The sequence below is a fragment of the Nonomuraea sp. NPDC049646 genome (genome assembly GCF_044465525.1).
GTDB lineage: Bacteria > Actinomycetota > Actinomycetes > Streptosporangiales > Streptosporangiaceae > Nonomuraea.
In genome coordinates, this window is sequence record NZ_JBITLU010000040.1 from 1 (window position 1) to 17,776 (window position 17,776).

Annotated in this window: 14 protein-coding genes and 1 rRNA gene; 7 read left to right on the forward strand and 8 right to left on the reverse strand. The window is 71.5% G+C overall.

Translation table 11 applies throughout. The features are described from left to right. Positions 1-78: ribosomal RNA gene (gene rrf / locus ACIBQ8_RS50955) — 5S ribosomal RNA — on the forward strand; the annotation flags it as partial. A gap of 344 nt (positions 79-422) precedes the next feature. Here rrf and pip read toward each other — a convergent pair. Next, a complete protein-coding gene (pip, locus tag ACIBQ8_RS50960) occupies positions 423-1,391 on the reverse strand; it encodes a prolyl aminopeptidase (RefSeq protein ID WP_397195893.1) in 969 nt (322 codons plus the stop codon). Between the two features lie 94 nt (positions 1,392-1,485). Between pip and ACIBQ8_RS50965 the strand changes: the two genes are divergently transcribed. Both ACIBQ8_RS50965 and fxsT read left to right on the forward strand, forming a co-directional pair. Next, positions 1,486-1,989, forward strand: a complete 504-nt coding sequence (locus tag ACIBQ8_RS50965) for a MarR family winged helix-turn-helix transcriptional regulator (RefSeq protein ID WP_397195894.1) — start codon at positions 1,486-1,488, stop codon at positions 1,987-1,989. A gap of 696 nt (positions 1,990-2,685) precedes the next feature. Further along, positions 2,686-5,250, forward strand: a complete 2,565-nt coding sequence (fxsT, locus tag ACIBQ8_RS50970; RefSeq protein ID WP_397195895.1) for an FxSxx-COOH system tetratricopeptide repeat protein — start codon at positions 2,686-2,688, stop codon at positions 5,248-5,250. Between the two features lie 244 nt (positions 5,251-5,494). Here fxsT and ACIBQ8_RS50975 read toward each other — a convergent pair whose 3' ends face one another. After that, positions 5,495-6,964 carry a phosphodiester glycosidase family protein gene (locus ACIBQ8_RS50975; RefSeq protein WP_397180277.1) on the reverse strand — a complete coding sequence of 490 codons (1,470 nt, stop codon included), beginning with the start codon at positions 6,962-6,964 and terminating at the stop codon, positions 5,495-5,497. A gap of 256 nt (positions 6,965-7,220) precedes the next feature. Here ACIBQ8_RS50975 and trpS point away from each other — a divergent pair, with 256 nt between their 5' ends. Further along, a complete protein-coding gene (trpS, locus tag ACIBQ8_RS50980) occupies positions 7,221-8,186 on the forward strand; it encodes a tryptophan--tRNA ligase (protein WP_397195896.1) in 966 nt (321 codons plus the stop codon). On the opposite strand, the gene ACIBQ8_RS50985 is transcribed toward trpS, so the two are convergent. The 5 genes from ACIBQ8_RS50985 to ACIBQ8_RS51005 are packed head-to-tail and all read right to left on the reverse strand — an operon-like array spanning position 8,183 to position 13,625. Beyond that, entirely contained in the window at positions 8,183-8,575 is a 393-nt protein-coding gene (locus ACIBQ8_RS50985; RefSeq protein ID WP_397180279.1) for a cupin domain-containing protein, read from the reverse strand. The two genes, trpS and ACIBQ8_RS50985, sit on opposite strands and share 4 nt — an antisense overlap. Positions 8,576-8,580: 5 nt before the next feature. Then, entirely contained in the window at positions 8,581-9,612 is a 1,032-nt protein-coding gene (locus tag ACIBQ8_RS50990) for a P1 family peptidase (RefSeq protein ID WP_397180280.1), read from the reverse strand. Then, complete coding sequence (locus ACIBQ8_RS50995; protein ID WP_397180281.1) at positions 9,609-11,225, reverse strand: PucR family transcriptional regulator; 1,617 nt, start codon at positions 11,223-11,225, stop codon at positions 9,609-9,611. Before ACIBQ8_RS50995 ends, ACIBQ8_RS50990 begins: the two co-directional genes overlap by 4 nt. 56 nt (positions 11,226-11,281) lie before the next feature. Beyond that, the gene (locus ACIBQ8_RS51000; RefSeq protein ID WP_397195897.1) at positions 11,282-12,910 is read right to left on the reverse strand and encodes an AMP-binding protein; all 1,629 of its coding nucleotides are present in this window, start codon (positions 12,908-12,910) and stop codon (positions 11,282-11,284) included. A 13-nt stretch (positions 12,911-12,923) separates the two neighbouring features. Beyond that, the gene (locus ACIBQ8_RS51005) at positions 12,924-13,625 is read right to left on the reverse strand and encodes a TetR/AcrR family transcriptional regulator C-terminal domain-containing protein (protein ID WP_397195898.1); all 702 of its coding nucleotides are present in this window, start codon (positions 13,623-13,625) and stop codon (positions 12,924-12,926) included. Between the two features lie 103 nt (positions 13,626-13,728). Between ACIBQ8_RS51005 and ACIBQ8_RS51010 the strand changes: the two genes are divergently transcribed. After that, entirely contained in the window at positions 13,729-15,129 is a 1,401-nt protein-coding gene (locus ACIBQ8_RS51010) for an MFS transporter (protein WP_397195899.1), read from the forward strand. On the opposite strand, the gene ACIBQ8_RS51015 is transcribed toward ACIBQ8_RS51010, so the two are convergent. Further along, positions 15,126-15,833 (reverse strand): alternative oxidase, encoded by a 708-nt coding sequence (locus ACIBQ8_RS51015; protein ID WP_397180285.1) that lies wholly within the window; start codon positions 15,831-15,833, stop codon positions 15,126-15,128. The two genes, ACIBQ8_RS51010 and ACIBQ8_RS51015, sit on opposite strands and share 4 nt — an antisense overlap. Positions 15,834-16,068: 235 nt before the next feature. On the opposite strand from ACIBQ8_RS51015, the gene ACIBQ8_RS51020 reads away from it, so the two are divergent. Continuing rightward, entirely contained in the window at positions 16,069-17,349 is a 1,281-nt protein-coding gene (locus tag ACIBQ8_RS51020; protein ID WP_397195900.1) for an aspartate aminotransferase family protein, read from the forward strand. Beyond that, positions 17,346-17,776 (forward strand): aldehyde dehydrogenase family protein (locus ACIBQ8_RS51025; RefSeq protein WP_397195901.1); only part of this gene is annotated, 431 nt, incomplete at its 3' end. The genes ACIBQ8_RS51020 and ACIBQ8_RS51025, both read left to right, overlap by 4 nt.

Below are 17,776 nucleotides of genomic sequence, written 5' to 3' on the forward strand. Positions count from 1 at the left end.
CCGAACCCGGAAGTTAAGCTTCTCTGCGCCGATGGTACTGCACTCGGGAGGGTGTGGGAGAGTAGGTCACCGCCGGACAATCTTTCGAAGAGGCCTCACACGGTTTGTGTGGGGCCTCTTCGCGTTTGTGGGCTTCGACTTCGGTCGGGGCCTTTTCTGCGTTTGTATGGGCCTCGGCTTTGGTCGGGGCCCTTCTTGCATTTCCGGGGTAATTCAGGATGGCCGGGGCTTGGATGCGATCCGGGGGTGGGTTCGGCGCGCTTCCTGGGCCCGGTCCGCATCTGAGTCGGTCGTCGGTTCTTGCGTGCGATGCGATGAGGAGGGGGTTGCGGTGTGTTCTCGGGGGCTGGCCGTCGACATCCCTCGTTATGGGTGCACTCCGCTGAGGATCAGTGTGGGGCGCACCGGCTGTGCGGAGGGGGTCAGCGGTGTTTGGGGGGTGAGAAGGTTTCGATGGCTTCGTTCAGGACGTTGGTGAGGGTTTGGCTGCCGGTGTGGCCGGAGTCCGCCACCACGTGCAGGTCGGCGTCGGGCCAGAGCTTGGTCAGTTCCCAGGCTGTCTGGAGAGGGCTGCCCATGTCCAGGCGGCCGTGGATCAGGACGCCGGGGATGCCGGCCAGCCGGTGTGCGTTGCGTAGGAGTACGTCCTCGTCCAGCCAGGCGGCGTTGGCGAAGTAGTGGGCGCAGATGCGGGTCATGGCCATGATGGCGTCGTCCGGACGGTTGCTGTAGGCGTCGGGGGTGCCGTTGGTCTCCTGGGAGATCACCGCGTCCTCCCAGGTGATCCAGTCGTGGGCGGCTTTCGCTCGTACCTGCGGGTCGGGGTCGGCCAGCAGGCGGGAGTACGCCGCCAGTAGCTTGAACACGTCGCCGTCGTTGTCGGCGTCGGGGACGCCCTGGACGAACCGTTCATGTGCTTCCGGGAAGAACCTGCCGACGCCCCGGTAGAGCCAGTCGATCTCGGAGCGGCGGGTCATGGTGACCGCGGGGATGACGATTTCAGATACCCGCTCCGGGTGGGCCTCGGCGTAGGCCAGGATCAGGGTCGAACCCCACGAACCGCCGTACAGCAGCCATCGGTCGATGCCGAGGTGTTCGCGCAGCAGTTCCATGTCGGCGATCAGGTTGTGGGTGGTGTTGGCGGTCAGGTCGGTGGCCGGGTCGGCGGCGTGCGGGCGGCTGCGGCCGCAGTTGCGCTGGTCGAACAGGACGATGCGGAAACGGTCCGGGTCGAACCTGCGGCGGGAGCCGGTCGAACAGCCAGAGCCGGGCCCGCCGTGCACGACGACCGCGGGCTTGCCGTCGGGGTTGCCGCAGACCTCCCAGTAGATGAGGTTGCCGTCGCCGACGTCGAGCATGCCGTGCTCGTACGGTTCGATCGAGGGGTACAAGGGGGCTCCTGCTGTTGGAGGGGTGGGGTGCGCTGGGGCACTGTGCGGTTCCATACAGGCCAAGTAGTTATTCCAGCGCTGTTATATTAGCACTGTGACATCTTCAGACCCCACCGCGACGCCCGACCCCTGGCACTCGCTGCACGAGCTTCTGGCGGCCATGGACGCTGAGATCGAACAGGTCTACCTGGAGCGTGGCCTCGACGGGGTGCGCACCCGGTTCGCCTATCCGCTCATCCGGCTCGCCCACACAGGGCCGTTGACCATTCGCGAGCTAGCAAAGTCCCTGAACCGTTCGCACTCTGCGATCAGCCAGACCGTCGCCGCCATGCGCAAGGAAGGGCTCGTCACCTCCGAGCCGGGGCCCGACGCCCGTACCCGCCGCATCGACCTGACCGAGCGCGGTCGGTCGCTGGTGCCGTTCCTGGAGGCGGAGTGGCGTGCCACCCACCAGACGGTCGCCGAGCTGGACGGCGAGCTCCCGTACGCGATGACGGCGGTGGTGGAGGAGGTGCGGCGGGCGTTGGGGCGCCGGTCGATGCGGCAGCGGATCCTTCATCACCTCGTCGAGCCGCCGCCGATGGAGTCGGAAGGTTGAGATTCAGCAGAAGGACGGCCGCGCGGCGGGCTTGCTGGGCGCTGGGTGTCTCGGTCGCCGTCGGGCAGGGCGCGGGCTGGTCCGGAGTGGATGCGTGGCGAGGTAGCCGGCGGGTGGTGTGGTGCCGGGGTTTTGGGGCTGAGGGGCGGGTCGGGGCTCGGGGTGGTGATCGGTGATGTCGGGCGCCGGGTGGCGGTCGGGCAAGGTCAGAGGTTGTTCATGGTCCTGACAATCTCGCTAGGATACCGAGCGTAATCGGGTAACTCTATTAGGGTGACCGCTTCTCCCCGTTCCAAGCAGTCAGCGCGTCGGAGCCGTCGGCTGCTGGCGTGGACGTTCGCGTCGATCTCCGTCGGGTTGGTGGCCGCGGGGGTCGTGGGGTTCTTCGCCGAGCCGTTACAGCTGGAGATGCTGGACAAGCGGGCCAGCGTCGTCAGCATGTTCGTGGGTGTCGCGGGGTTGTTCATCGCCGGGGTCGGGTTGTGGGCGCAGCTCCGGGCGGCCATGACGCCCACCGGTGGTGGCGAAGGCAGTTCGGGGGGCGCGGGGGCCGGACGGGCTGGTCAGGGTGCTGGTGGTACAGGGGCCGGTGCGGATGGGGCCGATGGCGGGCGCGATGGTGGGCCGCGGGGCGCCGGTGATGGCGGCGGTCCGGGTGCGGCTGACGGTGGGGCGGTCGGTGGGGCTGCTGGTGGGGTGGTCGGGAGGGGCGAGGGGCAGCGGTCGATCGTGGTCGGGCGGCAGGAGTCCGGGCTGGCCATGACCGGCGACAGGTCCACGGCGGTCACCGGGGGGCATGTCGAGGTCATCGGGGACGTGCATCTGCCGGCGCGGCCCCAGGTGGCGACGCGGCCGGTGCAGCTTGCGCCGCGGCCGCCGCGGCTCGTCGGGCGGGATGAGGCCGTGGCGGAGCTGCGGGAGCGGCTGCTGGCGAGCGAGGTGCGGCCGGCGGTGGTGGCCGTGCACGGGCTGGGCGGCGTGGGCAAGACGAGTCTCGCGCTGGAGTACGCCTATCGCCACCAGCACGACTACGAGCTCGTCTGGCAGTTGCCGGCGGCCGATCCTGCGGTGTTGTCGGCGGCGTTCGCCCGGTTGGCGGCGCTCATGGGTCTACGGGAGCTGGGCGCGAACGCGGCGGACCCGGTCGACCAGGTGCACGCCGCGCTGGCGGCGCGTACCGAACCCTGGTTGTTGATCTTCGACAACGTGCCGGAGGCCGAGGCGGTGCGGGCCGTGCTGCCGCCGGCGGGGCCGGGGCACGTGCTGATCACGAGTAGGTCCGGGAGCTGGCCGCGGGATCGCGGGCTGGAGCTGCCGGTGCTCGACCTGGAGTCGGCGGCGCTGCTGCTGCTGGCGAGCACGGGGCAGGACGACGCCGTGGCGGCGGCGGCCGTGGTGGCGGAGCTCGGCGCGCTGCCGCTGGCGCTGGAGCAGGCCGCGGCCTACATGTCGGAGACGGGGCTGGAGCTGTCGGAGTACCTGGATCTGCTGCATCACCAGCGTGCCGAGTTGCTGGCGCAGGGGCAGGCGTGGGGGTATCGCGAGCGGGTGGCCTCCACGTGGCAGTTCGCGTTCCGTCGGCTGGCAAGGACGAGTCCGCAGGCCATCGCGCTGCTGCGGCTGCTGTCCTGCTACGCGCACGAGGCGATCCCGTACCATCTGCTGCTCTCGCCGCTGGCGCGGTGGGCGCCGCGGGAGCTGTTCCGGGCGGACGTGCAGCGGCGGCGGGCCTACGGGCGCATCCCAGGGCCGCGCACGCGGGTGCTGCGTGACGTGCATCCCAGCGTGCTGCTGATGATGCGGGCGCTGCCGCGGGACACATTGAGGATCAACGCGGCGCTGAGCGCGTTGCGCGGGCACAGCCTGATCGGGCCGCCCGTGGACGGGACGGTCACGGTGCACCGGCTGGTGCAGGCCGTCACGCTCGACCAGCTTCCGCTGCGCGCGCAGCGCCGGTGGCGGAAGGTGGCGGCGGTGCTGGTGGAGGCCGTGCTGCCCGACAATCCGGGGCAGAAAGCGCGGTGGGCGCGGTACGCCAGGCTGCTGCCGCACATCCGGACGGTGCTCGGGCCGACCTCGCCCGGCATGGACAAGACGGCCCAGTATCTGGGGGCCAGCGGCGACTACCGTACGGCGAGGTCGTTGTTCCAGGAGATCGCCGACGCGCTCGCGGCGGCGCTCGGCCCGGAGGCGGTCGCCACGCTGACCGCCCGGCACGAGCTGGCGCTCTGGACGGGCGAGGCGGGCGACCCGGCGGCGGCGCGTGACCAGTACCTGGAGCTGCTGCCCGTCTACGAACGGGTGCTCGGCCCCGAACACCCGCACACCCTGACGACCCGGCACAACCTGGCCCAGTGGACGGGACGGGCCGGCGATCCGGTGGCCGCCCGGGACCAGTACGCGGCGCTGCTGCCCGTCCGGCAGTGGGTGTCGGGGCCCGAGCACCCGGACACCCTGACCACGCAGGCCAACCTGGCCCAGTGGACCGGGCAGGCCGGGGACGCGGCCGCGGCCCGCGACCAGTACGCGGCGCTGCTGCCGGTACGGGAGCGGGTGCAGGGGCCCGAGCATCCCTCGACGCTGATCAACCGGCACGAGCTGGCCCGGTGGACCGGCGAGCTGGGGGACGCGCTGGCCGCCCGCGACCAGTACGCGGCGTTGCTCCTGGTACGGGAGCGGGTGTCGGGGCCGCATCATCCGGACACGTTGACCGTCCGGCACGAGCTGGCGCGGTGGACGGGGGAGCTGGGGGAGGCGGCTGCCGCGCGGGATCAGTTCGCGGCGTTGGTGCCGGTACGGGAGCGGGTGCAGGGACCGGAGCATCCGGACACGCTCACCGCCAAGGCCAGCCTGGCTCAGTGGACGGGGAAGGCGGGGGACGCGGCGGCCGCCCGTGACCTGTACGCGGCGCTGCTTCCGGTCCGGGAGCGCATTCTCGGGCCGGACCATCCGGACACGTTGACGATCCGGCACGAGCTGGCGCGGTGGACGGGGGAGCTGGGGGAGGCGGCCGCGGCGCGGGATCAGTATGCGGCGTTGGTGCCGGTACGGGCGCGGGTGCAGGGGGCCGAGCATCCGGACACCCTGACCGCCAGGGCCAACCTGGCGTACTGGACGGGGATGGCGGGGGACGCGGCGGGGGCTCGCGATCTCTGCGCGGCGCTGCTGCCGGTCCGGGCTCGCGTGCTGGGGGCCGGGCATCCGGCCACGGTGACGACCAGGGAACAACTCGCCCACTGGACGGCCCACGCCCGCCCGTGAAGTCCGGGCCAGGAGACGTGGCCCGCGCCCGCCAACGGGGGGGTGGGATGGGATGCCCGGCGGAGAGAACAGCTGGGGCAGTGGGGGCAAGGCGGAGGGAGAGCCTAGGCGGTTGGGGGGTGCCTGGCGGGACCGGGCCGCTGGCGTGGGGCGGTGCCCGGCGGGACCGGGCCGCTGCCGTGGGGCGGTGCTTGAGAGGGGAGCCGGGGCGGAGGGGGCGAGCCTGCCCCTCGCGCCCCGGCGGCTACTGGGGAAGGACGAGGAGGGCGTCGCCGACGCCGCGCTCCACGCCGTCCGAGGGCCGGTTGACCAGCTTGTTCGACACCACCATCGCGGTCGAGCCGCCGCCGTCCAGGTTGATGGCCTGGACCGCGCCGAGCCAGCGCATGAACTGGGCGGCCTCGTGGAAGTTGGCGCCGATGGTCACGCCGGGCTGGCGGCCGTCGATGGTGGCCAGGATGAGGCTGCCGTTCCTGGTGACGCCGAGGAGGGTGCGCGGGTGGCGGCGCAGGATCATGTTCACGGAGTCGTGGCCGTCGCGCTTGGCGGTGATCTTCACGTGGCCGTTGCGCACCAGGCCGACGCCGCCGGCGATCACGTTCAGGTCGGGGGTCAGCTTGAGGGTCTTGCCGGTGCGCAGGTCGGTGACCTTCGTGTCGATCCTCACCGTCCAGCCTTCCCAGGCGTGCTCGTCGAGCCATTCGGCGGCGGCGCCCTGGCCGTGCAGCACCTGGGTGCCCTTGGCCACGGCGGCGCCGCTCGCGCGTACGGTGACCGCCTTGCCATTGGCGTCGAGGACGATGTCGGTGCCGCCGGTCGGGGTCTTGGCGCCGTACTCCTCGGTGTAGAGCACGGCCTCGTCCGTGGCGGCGGCGCGGTTGACGCCGTTGACGACGAGCTTGTCGCCGTCCTGGGAGACGGCGGTGACGGCGGTCTTCAGCTCGGTGATGCGCACGCTGCGGCCCTGGAGCACCACGGCGGAGCGGCCCGGCACGGCCTCGCTGAGCAGCCGGCCGGCCACCACGGAGGCGCCGACGGGCTCGCCGCGCAGGTTCTTGGCGGTGTGGATGTTGAAGAAGCCGCCGTTGACGCCGACCACCGCGTTGCGCGCCTTGGCCATCGAGGAGACCGTCTCGCGCGCGGCGACGCTGGCGCCGAGGGAGGCGGCGTACGAGCCGCGGAACGTCCGGGAGTCGATCATGACGACCTTGGCGTCCCACGGGCCGGTGGTCTTCAGGCCGTCGTCGCCGAGGTAGTCGACCTTGACCTTCAGCCCGGCCTCCTTGAGCGCCTTGGCGGTCTCGTCGGCCTTGGCCTTGTCCTTGAACGACCACAGGCCCACGCGGACCATGTAGACGGTCTGGGAGGGCGCGTCGGCCACGCTCGGCCGGACCACCTTCTGCAGGCTCGGCGCCTCCCCGGCCGCCTCGACCTCGGCGACCTTGGCCTGGGCGGTCTCCAGCGCGCCGTAGTCGCGGCCGCTCGGCATGAGCACGGTCACCGTGTAGCCGTCGGTGGAGCTGCCCGCCTTCACGTCGTACAGGTCGATGCCCTGCGTCACGGCGGTCAGCGTCTTGGTGGCGGCAGGCCGGGCGCCCAGCGGGAAGCCGGCCGACGGGAACTTCACCGAGAGCTGCGCCGCCGAGGCGGGCAGCGTGGTGACGGTGATCGTGGCGGCTATGGCCAGGCCGCCGGCGAGGGTGCGTCGAGACATGAACTCTCCAGAGGGCGGAAAAGGGACCGAACCATCCTGACGAGATCAAGGTCCCGGAGTCAGCCGAACGCGCCAAACTGCTCAAGAGGTTACGAGATTGACACCCAGCCCAGATAACATTGAGCTATGACCCGTATCAGCATGTGGTGGCGGCCGGCAGACGGCCGCTGATTTCCCATGCTGGGCCGTCCTGGTGGCGGTCCTTTCCGAGCGTGCGGGCTCCCCTCAGGCGGCACACCTGAAGGAGAGACCCATCGTGAACGACGACGTCGTCCTGACCGGCGACCGTCCGACCGGACGCCTGCATCTGGGCCACTATTTCGGCACCCTCGCCAACCGCGTGGAGCTGCAGGACCGTTACCGGACGTACGTGCTGATCGCCGACTACCAGGTGATCACCGACCGCGACCTGCCCGGCGAGATCCAGCGCAACATCACCGAGGTGCTCCTCGACTACCTGGCCGTCGGCCTCGACCCGGGCAAGGTCACGATCTTCCAGCACAGCGCGATCCCGGAGCTGAACCAGCTCCTGCTGCCGTTCCTGAGCCTGGTGTCGGTGGCGGAGCTGAGCCGCAACCCGACGGTGAAGGACGAGATCGCGCACAGCGCCCGGCGCGCGGTCAGCGGCCTGCTGTTCACCTATCCGGTGCACCAGGCCGCCGACATCCTGTTCTGCAAGGGCACGCTGGTGCCCGTGGGCCGCGACCAGCTCCCGCACGTGGAGGTGGCGCGGCTGGTCGCGCGGCGGTTCAACGAGCGGTACGGCGAGGTCTTCCCGCTGCCCGAGGCCATGTTGGGCGAGCGTCCGCTGCTCATGGGCCTGGACGGCGGCAAGATGAGCAAGAGCCGCGGCAACGCCATCGCCCTGGCGGCCACCGAGGACGAGACCGCCGCCCTCATCCGCAAGGCCCGCACCGACTCCGACCGCCTGATCACCTTCGACGAGGTGCGCCGGCCCGGCGTCGCGAACCTGCTCACGCTGGCCGGGCTCTGCCTCGGCCGCCCGCCCCGGGAGATCGCCGACGAGATCGGCGACGGCGGGGCCGCCGCGCTCAAGGCGCTGACCACCGAGGCGGTCAACGAGTTCCTGCGCCCGATCAGGCGGCGGCGGCGCGAGCACACCGAGGCCGACGTCCGTCAGGTGCTGGCGGAGGGCAACGAGCGGGCCCGGGAGCGGGCGGTCCGCACGCTGGCGGAGGTGCGAGCGGCGATGGGGTTCTAGCCGGGTTGCCCGGACTGCCGGGACTGGTACACCTTGCGCAGCGTCTCGTGCACGATCCACGTCGTCCGCGCGCCCTCGGCCAGCAGGCACACGTCGCCGGGGCCGACCTCGATGGTGGTGCCGCCCTCGACGGCGATCGTGGCGCGGCCGGACAGCACCACGAAGATCTCGTCGGTCTCGACGTCGGTGACGACGCCCGGGGTGATCTCCCAGATGCCCCTGCCGTCGCCGAGCTCCAGCGACGACGTGGCCGGGTCGCCGGCGACGATCTGCTCGGGGTCGAGCTCGTCGGGGGTCAGCCGCACGTCGTGCACGGGCACGGCGAACGCGCCGGCGGTCGCGATCATGCGGCCGAGGTCTTCGAGGTCGGGCATCAGGACGTCAGACATGTTGCTCATTTCACCAGGTCGGCGAGGCGGGCGCCGTCGAGTGCGTAGGCGGTGAAGCCGTTCGCGCCGGTCATCGTATCGGCGGCGACCAGCGCGTTGACGATGGCCTCCTCCGTGGCCTCGATCACGGCGTGGAAGAGCGGGTCGAGACGGGCGTCGGCCAGCACCCGCACCTCGAACACGCCGGAGCCCTCGTCGTCGAGGGCGTTGGAGGGCAGGCCGCGGTTGCCGGTGGCGAAGCAGACGAAGCCGTCGCCGCTGCCGTTCTCGCCGGCGCCGCCCGTCCTGGCCACGCCGAGGCCGGCGCGCCGGGCGAGCTTGCGGCACTGGTGGGGGAGGAGCGGCGCGTCCGTGGCGACCACGACGATGATCGATCCCGCGCCCTCGGGGCCGCCGGGGCGGGGGACGTCGTCCATGACGATCGGGCGGCCGTTGACGGTGAGCCGGTCGCGGCTGCCGTGGTTGGCCTGCACGAGCACGCCGACCGTGTAGTCGCCGGTCACGCGGGACGCGGTGCCGATGCCGCCCTTGAAGCCGTGGCACATCATGCCGGTGCCGCCGCCGACCGAACCCTCGGGCACCGGGCCCGCCGAGGCGCCGTGGTAGGCCCGTTCGACGTGCTCCTGGCGGACGTGCCGGGCGTCGATGTCGTTGAGCCGGCCGTCCCACGTCTCGGCGACCACCGGCAGCGACCACGCGCTCCCGCCCCGGCCGCCGATCTCCAGGGACACCAGCGCGTCGCGCACCACGCCGACGGAGAAGGTGTTGGTCAGCCCGATGGGCGAGTGCAGCAGGCCGAAGTCGTCCAGGTAGGGCAGGCCGGTCATCTCGCCGTTGCCGTTGAGCCAGTGGTAGCCGGCGTAGACGGGGGAGTCGTAGGCCGGGCCGGGGCCGGGCCGGACGACGGTGACCCCCGTACGGGCGGTGCCCTCGGTCAGCGTGGTGTGGCCGACGAGCACGCCGGGCACGTCGGTGATCGCGTTCAGCGGACCGGGGACGCCGGTGCCGACGACGATGCCGTGATCACGAGCTCTCAACGGTTCTCCCTGCGGAACGACTCCAGCGCCAGCAGCGCGACGTGCAGTGACAGGCATGACTCGACGTCGTCGAGGTCGGTGTCGAGGATGCGTTCGAGGCGGCGCAGACGGTCGTAGAAGGCGGGCCTGGACAGGTGGGCCTTCTGGGCGGCCACGGCCTTGTTGCGGCCCGCGTCGAGGTAGGTGCGCAGGATCCGGGTGAGGTCGCCGCCGCGCTGGGCGTCGTGCGCGAGCAGCGGGCCCAGCTCGCGCTCGGCGAACGTCTGCAGCCGCGCGTCGTCGCGCAGTAGGTGCAGCAGGCCGCGCAGGCGCAGGTCAGGCAGGCGGTAGAAGGCGCGGCCGTCCGGCTGGCGCACGGCCACGTCGGCGACCTGCTCGGCTTCGAGGAAGCTGCGCCGTACGTCCCGGATGGACTCCACCACCGACCCCGCGGCCAGCACGAACGCCGAGCCGGGCCGCCACAGCATGCGCAGCCGCTCGGCGAGCGCGGTCAGCGCGGGCTCGGCGCCGGTACGCGGCGGCAGCGGCAGCAGGACGCCGACCCGCTCCTGGTCGAGCGCGCCGACCAGGGCGGGCAGGCGGGCGTCGCGGCAGGCGGCGGCGGTGGCCTCGGCCAGCTCGCCGAGCTGCGCCTGGCCGTCGAGCGCCTGGTCGACCGGCTCGGTCGGCCTGATGACGACGCTGATCAGCTTGCGCCCGGTCAGCGGCACGCCGACCGCGCGGGCGCGGGCGGCGGCCTCGTCGGGGTCGGCGTAGGCGTGGGTCAGGATGCCGGTGATGATCGTGCCGTGGGCCTGGCGTTCCAGGGACTCCTGGTGGCGTTCGAGCAGGCGGCCGAGGGCGAGCGTGGTGGCGGCGCGTTCGGCCATCACCATGTCGCGCGGGGTCGGGGGCGTCTCGCAGATCAGGATCAGCCGCCCCCAGTCCTGGCCGCGTGCGCCGACGGTGGTGACCAGCCAGCCGGAGGCGGGGTCGTAGGCCGTGCGCTCGGCCGGGGCCACGCCCCGCGACCTGGTCTCCCAGCCGGCCAGCAGCGCTCCGGCGTCGCGGCCCGCGGACTCGCAGGCCAGCACCTGGTGGGCGAGGTTCTCCAGCAGCACCGGGCGGCCGGACAGCCGGGCGACCTGGGTGAGCACCTCGGCGGGCGAGGCGCCCTCGACCGACAGCTCGGTGAACACCTCGTGCAACTGCTCGGAGGCGCGCAGCTCCTCAAGCTGGATGTCGATGATCCGGGCGTGCACCGATTCGGTGATCTGCACGAACGGCGTCTCGCGGGCCAGCACGATGACCGGCAGCCCGTGCTCCTCGGCGGACTTGACCACCGCCCGTGGCAGCTCGCGCAGGAACCTGCGTCCCAGCTCCACGATCAGCCCGGAGGCCCCCACGGAGGCGAGCTCGCCCACGTAGTCGGCGAGCTTCTCCGGGTCGTCGGGCAGCGCGACGCCCGTGGTGAGCACCAGCTCGCCGCCGCGCAGCAGATGGGCGATGTCGGCGATCTCGCCGACGTGCACCCACCGCACCTTGGTGTCGAGCCGGTCGGCGCCCGCGACCACGCGCGGGCCGCCCCGGCGCACGGTCTCCAGGGCGAGGACGTCGGCGATGGTGGGTAGCACGGGGCGAGCCTAGCCGATCAACCTGTAAGAACGGTCATACAGCCATATACACACTGTCACAGATTGAACTCCTCCTCGCGGTACTCACCTCGGGGTTCGCGCACCCGCAACTCCACCCGCCGGATCTTGCCCGAGATCGTCTTGGGCAGCTCGGCGAACTCCAGCCGGCGCACCCGCTTGTACGGCGCCAGCTCCCGGCGGCAGTGCTCGAAGATCGACCGCGCGGTCTCGGCGCCGGCCTCGAACCCGGGGGCCAGCATCACGTACGCCTTCGGCACCGCCAGGCGCACCGGGTCGGGGGCGGGCACGACGGCGGCCTCGGCCACCGCGGGATGCTCCAGCAGCACGCTCTCCAGCTCGAACGGCGAGATGCGGTAGTCGGAGGCCTTGAAGACGTCGTCGGTCCGGCCGACGTAGGTGATGTAGCCGTCCTGGTCGCGGGTGGCGACGTCGCCGGTGTGGTAGAAGCCGTCGCGCATGGCCTCGGCGGAGCCGCCGACGTACCCGGCCATCAGGCCCAGGGGGCGGGGGTCGAGCGGCAGGCAGATCTCGCCGTCGTCGCCGGGCTCGCCGGTGACGGGGTCGATGAGCACGATGTCGTAGCCGGGCAGGGGGCGTCCCATCGATCCGGGTTTGATCGGCTCGTCCGGCACGTTGCCGATCTGGGCGGTGGTCTCGGTCTGGCCGTAGCCGTCGCGGATGGTGATGCCCCACGCCTTGGCGACCTGGTCGATGATCTCGGGGTTGAGCGGCTCGCCCGCGGCCACGGCGGTGCGCAGCGGCAGCTTCCAGGCCGCCAGGTCCTCCTGGATGAGCATCCGCCACACGGTCGGCGGCGCGCAGAACGTGGTGACCCGCTCGTCGCGCAGCACCTCCAGCAGGGCGCGGGCGGCGAAGCGCTCGTAGTTGTGGATGAGCACGGTCGCCCCGGCGTTCCAGGGGGCGAACACGTTGCTCCAGGCGTGCTTGGCCCAGCCGGGGGAGGAGACGTTGAGGTGCACGTCGCCGGGGCGCAGGCCGATCCAGAACATCGTGGACAGGTGGCCGGCCGGGTAGGAGGCGTGGGTGTGCTCGACCAGCTTGGGGCGGGAGGTCGTGCCGGAGGTGAAGTAGAGCAGCAGGGGGTCGCCGGCCAGGGTGGGGGCGTCGGGGGTGAAGTGCTCGGCGGCCTCGTACGCCTCGTGGTACGGCAGCCACCCGTACGCGTCGCCGACCGCGATCCTGGTGAACTCGCCGGCGCCGAACTTGCCCGCGTCGGCGGCGTTGGCGATCACGTGGGCGACCTGGCCGCGGTCGAGGCGCTCGCCGATGTCCTTGGCCGTCAGCAGGGTCGTGGCCGGGATGACCACCGCCCCGAGCTTCATGGCCGCCAGCAGGGACTCCCACAGCTCGGTCTGGTTGCCCAGCATGAGCAGCACGCGGTCGCCCCGGCGCACGCCCTGCTCGTGCAGCCAGTTGGCGACCTGGTTGGAGCGGGCCGACAACTCGGCGAAGGTGTGGGAGACCCGGCCGTCGGGGTTCACGATGATCAGGGCCGCGGCCTGCGGCGTCTCGGCGGCCAGCACCCCGTCGAACCAGTCGAGCGCCCAGTTGAACTGCTCGGCCTCCGGCCAGCGGAAGTCGCGCCGGGCGGTGGGGTAGTCGGCGCTCAGGAGAAGGTCGCGGGCCGCGCGGAAATCGCTCATGCCCCGGATCCTGCTACGTCGCCAGCCGCCGCTCAAGGCCGTCGAGCACCGACACGAGCCCGAAGTCGAACGCCGTGGCCCGGATGACCCGCGGATCCTGGTACGCCCCCATGGCCAGGCTCTCCAGCATGTCGGGGAAGTCGGCCGCGGCCCTGGCGACCATGCCGCGCATCTCGTCGGCGTCGTAGTCGGAGTCCTTCGCGGTGGCGTCCCAGGCGATCTCGGGCAGGGTCATGCCGTAGACGAAGGCGGTGACGGCGGCGACGGCGTAGTCGACGTCGAGGCCGTGGAAGCCGGCGACCCTGAAGACCTTGCGCATGCGGTCGGAGGCGGACAGGGCGTGCGGGCCGAGCGCGGGCACCCGGCCCAGGAGGTCGGCCGACCAGGGGTGGCGCAGCATGACCGTGCGCATGCCGTAGGCCATGGCGGAGGCGGCGTCGCGCCAGCCCACGTCCTCGGCGTCGGGGACGGTCATCTCGGCCCAGATCTCGTCGTAGGCGAGTTCGAGTAGTTCGTCCTTGTTGGCGACGTACCAGTACAGGCTGGTGGCGCCGGCGCTCAGCTTCGCGCCGAGCTTGCGCATGCTCAGCCCGGCCATCCCCTCCGCGTCGAGCAGCTCCAGGGCGGCTCTGACGATCTCCTCGCGGCTGCGGCCGGGGGTGGCGGTCTTGCGCGGCTCGCGAAACCAGACGGAGGTGAACTGCTTGCCGGTCATGCCCCCAGGATAAATCCTCTCGCACAGTGTGCGAGAGTTGTCGTACGCTGTGCGAGTGACCTCGAACGCTGTACGAGACCCCCGTCGCTGGTGGGTCCTTGTCGTGCTCTGCCTCTCGCTGCTGGTCCTCACGGTGGACGGAACCGTGCTGAACCTGGCGATCCCGTCGCTGATCGAGGAGCTGGGCGCGACGCCGTCCGACATCCAGTGGATCCTCGACGCCTACGTGCTGGTCTTCGCCGGCCTGCTGCTGACCGCCGGCAGCCTGTCCGACCGGTACGGCCGCCGCCGCTTCCTCGTCATCGGCCTGGCCTTCTTCGGCGGCGCGTCGCTGCTGGCCGTGCTGGCCGCCGAGCCCTGGCAGGTGATCGGCGCGCGGGCCCTGATGGGGGTCGGCGGCTCGATCCTGATGCCCTCGACGCTGTCCATCCTCATGACCGTCTTCGCGGAGGACGAGCGGCGCAAGGCCATGGCCATCTGGGGAAGCGTGGCGATGCTCGGCGTGATCGCCGGCCCGACGCTGGGCGGCTTCCTGCTGGAGCACTACTGGTGGGGCTCGGTCTTCCTGCTCAACATCCCGATCGCGGCGCTGGCCATCGTGGCCGCGTTCGCGCTGATGCCCGAGACCCGCAGCGCCGGGCGGCGGATCGACCCGGTGGGCGTCGTGCTCTCGATCGTCGGCCTGACCTCGGCCGTCTACGTGATCATCGAGCGCGAGTGGAACGTGGCCCTCATCGCGGTGGCGGTGGGCGCGCTGGGCGCGTTCGTCGTCTGGGAGCGGCGGGCCGAGCACCCGATGCTGCCGCTGCAGCTCTTCCGCAACCGCAACTTCAGCGGCGCGTCCTTCTCGATCCTGCTGATGTCGTTCGGCGCCGGCGCCGTGATGCTCATGCTGACCCAGTACCTGCAGTTCGTGCTGGGCTACGGCGAGCTCCAGGCGGGCCTGGCCATGCTGCCCCAGGCCGTGGCGGCCGTCGTGTTCAACGGCGTCGGCGCGGCGCTGGGCAAGAAGGTGTCCAACCGGGTGCTGATCTCGGCCGGGCTGCTGATCATGGCCGTCGGGTTCGTCGTGATGGCGCTCACCACCGGCTACCTGCCGCTGATGGGCGGGCTGGTGCTGATGGGGGCGGGAGCCGGCCTGGCCGGTCCCTCCGCCTACGCCTCGCTGATGGGGGCCATCCCGCTGGAGCACGCGGGCGTCGGCTCCGCGCTCAACGACACCGTGCAGCAGGTGGGGCTGGCCATGAGCATCGCGGTGCTCGGCAGCGTGCTGGCCGGCGTCTACACCGCGCAGATGCCGCTCGACGCGCCCGCGGCGGCCCGCGAGTCGATCGGGGTCGCCGAACAGGTCGGGCTCGGCGAGGCCGCCGACCGCGCCTTCACCGTGGCCGTGCACTTCGGGTCGTGGGTCGGGGCCGGGTTCAGCGTCGCCGCCGCGCTGCTCGCGCTGGTCGTGCTGCGCCCGGCCGCGCCCGTCGCGGCCCCCGAGCCGGCCACGGTCTAGCGGACGCGGGGCTCACGCATGCTCTCCAGGCTGTCGAGCTTGTGCATGCGCTCGTCGTGGCCGATCTGCCGGAGCAGGTCGGCCACCGAGCGGTAGCGGCCGTACTCGTCGGCGTACGTGCCGGGGTCGGGCACGAAGTCCAGGTCGGGGTTCTCGGCCACGAACGTCATGTACTCGTGCTCGGCGTGGTCCTCGAACTCGGCGTTGAGCCGGTAGCTCCAGTCCGGCCGGACCACGAACAGCACCCAGGACACGTGGTAGTAGAAGAACGCGATCAGCCACGGCGCCGCCTTGTGCAGCAGCCAGTTCTGCCGCTGCCCGGCGCGCTGCACCAGGTCCTGCATGATCAGCAGGTGCCACTGCTCGTTGTCCTGGTCGGCGCGGGCCTCGACGATGCGCTCGAAGACCCTCCTGGCCAGGGCCGACCGTCCGGCGTGCCGGTGGACGGCCCAGTAGCCCATCCGCTCCCACGCCTGGTACGGCACCCGCGCGATGATCTCCAGCATGGCGAACTTCGTGTAGGAGCCCTTACGGCCGTACATGAGGTCGACGGGCTTGAACATCATCCGGGCCAGCAGGCTGTAGTCCATCCGCGGGGTGTCCAGGGTGTCCTGCTGGGCGCGGCGGAGCTGGTCGCGGTCGAGCCTGGGCGGCCCGGCGGGCGCCTCGGGGCGCCCGGGGCGCAGGTCGATGGTGACGGTCATCTCGGTCTCCTCGGTTCGTCGATGGTCCGATGGTGGCCGAGCGGGCCCCGCCGGGTCGTCGCCCGCGAGTGGTCAATCGCGATGCCTCTGGCGGCGTACCGGGGGGCCGGCGCGTACGCCCCCAGGCGCACGGGTGATCCCCTAGGGGGAGGACTTACAGTTTGTAAGGGGATTTGACCCCCTGCCGACAGCCTGCCGCTGCCAGGAAGCCCGGGGGACCGGGATACTCGGTAGCATGTCGGAGCTTCTCGCGCGCCACCGGGCAGTGATGCCGAACTGGCTGGCCCTCAACTACAACGAGCCCATCGAGATCGTCAGCGGCAAGGGCAATCGTGTCATCGACGCCGACGGCAAGAGCTACCTGGACTTCTTCGCCGGGATCCTGACCAACATGATCGGGTACGACGTGCCCGAGGTGCGGGACGCCGTCGAGCGCCAGCTCGCCACCGGCGTGGTCCACACCAGCACCGTCTACCTGCTGCGCGGCCAGGTCGAGCTCGCCGAGAAGATCGCCCGGCTCTCCGGCATCCCCGACGCAAAGGTGTTCTTCACCAACTCCGGGACGGAGGCCAACGAGACCGCCCTCCTCCTCGCGACCTACGCCAGGAAGACCGACCAGGTGCTCGCCATGCGGCAGAGCTACCACGGGCGCAGCTTCGGCGCGGTCAGCGTCACCTCCAACCGGGCGTGGAAGAACAACTCGCTCTCCCCGCTCAACGTGCACTTCCTGCACGGCGCCGACCGGCACCTCACCCAGTTCAAGGGCCTGTCCGACGCCGACTACATCAAGGCGTGCGTGGACGACCTGCGCCACGTGCTGGCCACCTCGGTCTCCAACGACGTGGCGGCGCTGATCGCCGAGCCGATCCAGGGCGTGGGCGGCTTCACCATGGCCCCCGACGGCCTGTTCGCCGCCTACAAGGAGGTCCTGGACGAGCAGGGCATCCTGCTCATCTCCGACGAGGTGCAGACCGGCTGGGGCCGTACGGGCAGCGCGTTCTTCGGCATCCAGAACCACGGCGTGACCCCCGACATGATCACGTTCGCCAAGGGCCTGGGCAACGGCTTCGCGGTCGGCGGCATCGTCGCCCGCGGCGACCTGATGGACGCCCCGCACGCCGTGGGCCTGTCCACCTTCGGCGGCAACCCCATCTCCATGGCGGCCGCGAACGCCACCCTCGACTACGTCCTCGACCACGACCTCCAGGCCAACGCGGCGCGCACCGGCGATCTCGTCATCGGCGGCCTCAAGGAGGCGGCCGCGCGCCTGCCGATCGTCAAGGACGTGCGCGGCAAGGGCCTGATGTTCGCCGTCGAGCTGGAAAGCCCCGCCCAGGCCGTCCGGTTCATGGAGGAGACCAAGAAGGCGGGCCTGCTCGCCGGCAAGGGCGGCCTGTACGGCACCGCCATCCGCATGGCCCCGCCCCTCACCCTGACGATGGAGGAGGCCGCCGAGGGCCTGGGGATCATCGTCAACGCACTCGAAGTCATCAACGCAGAGGCAGCAGCTCAGTGAAGTCGGTCAAGCACTGGATCAACGGATCTCCGGTCGACGGCGACAACCGCACGGCGGAGATCTTCAACCCGGCGACCGGGGAGGTCAGCGGCCACGTGCGGTTGGCCTCGGCCGCCGACGTGGACGCCGCGGTCGCCGCGGCGGTCGCGGCCTTCCCCGCCTGGCGCGACGCCTCGCTGATCAAGCGGGCGCAGGTGCTGTTCCGGTTCCGTGAGCTGATGTACGCCCATCGGGACGAGCTGGCCGCGCTGGTCTCGGCCGAGCACGGCAAGGTGCATGCGGATGCGTTGGGGGAGGTGGCGCGCGGGCTGGAGGTGGTGGAGTTCGCGTGTGGGATTCCGCATCTGCTCAAGGGTGGGTTCTCCGAGGGGGTGTCGACTCGGGTGGATTCGTATTCGATGCGGCAGCCGTTGGGGGTGGTGGCGGG

What these genes read in the sequence shown, in the direction of transcription:
- ACIBQ8_RS51005 (WP_397195898.1), bottom strand. Translation starts at nt 13,625, where the DNA reads ATGACCGGCAAGCAGTTCACCTCCGTCTGGTTTCGCGAGCCGCGCAAG.
- ACIBQ8_RS51015 (WP_397180285.1), bottom strand. Translation starts at nt 15,833, where the DNA reads ATGACCGTCACCATCGACCTGCGCCCCGGGCGCCCCGAGGCGCCCGCC.
- ACIBQ8_RS50985 (WP_397180279.1), bottom strand. Translation starts at nt 8,575, where the DNA reads ATGTCTGACGTCCTGATGCCCGACCTCGAAGACCTCGGCCGCATGATC.
- ACIBQ8_RS51000 (WP_397195897.1), bottom strand. Translation starts at nt 12,910, where the DNA reads ATGAGCGATTTCCGCGCGGCCCGCGACCTTCTCCTGAGCGCCGACTAC.
- ACIBQ8_RS50975 (WP_397180277.1), bottom strand. Translation starts at nt 6,964, where the DNA reads ATGTCTCGACGCACCCTCGCCGGCGGCCTGGCCATAGCCGCCACGATC.
- ACIBQ8_RS51020 (WP_397195900.1), top strand. Translation starts at nt 16,069, where the DNA reads ATGTCGGAGCTTCTCGCGCGCCACCGGGCAGTGATGCCGAACTGGCTG.